The organism is Paenibacillus glycanilyticus (assembly GCF_023715145.1).
GTDB classification, from domain to species: Bacteria; Bacillota; Bacilli; order Paenibacillales; family Paenibacillaceae; genus Pristimantibacillus; species Pristimantibacillus glycanilyticus_A.
The window spans coordinates 1-255 of sequence record NZ_JAMBNP010000088.1; the positions used below are offsets into that span (position 1 = coordinate 1).

Annotated in this window: 1 pseudogene; it reads right to left on the reverse strand. The window is 47.5% G+C overall.

From position 1 onward, the window contains the following. A pseudogene (locus tag M3194_RS31100) lies at nucleotides 1–255 on the reverse strand (IS1182 family transposase); the annotation flags it as partial.

Genomic DNA, 255 nt, shown 5'->3' on the forward strand with positions numbered 1-255 from the left:
TTTCAAGCCGTTGAACAGCCTGCTCGAGCTTTTCGCTCGTGATGGCAGAAGCCTCTCCGAGCTCAGGAAGGTCCAAGTTATTCAGCGCCTGATCTTCCTGTTTCTCTGCCTCTTCAATGGCAGCGAACAAGGTCTTCACCTTTTCTTGTAGCTTCATTTTCTGTTTGACAACAGCTTTGCCCCAGACAAACGTGTAACGATTGGCATTCGCTTCAATCTTCGTTCCATCTAAGAAGTAATGCTCCAGCTTGATGT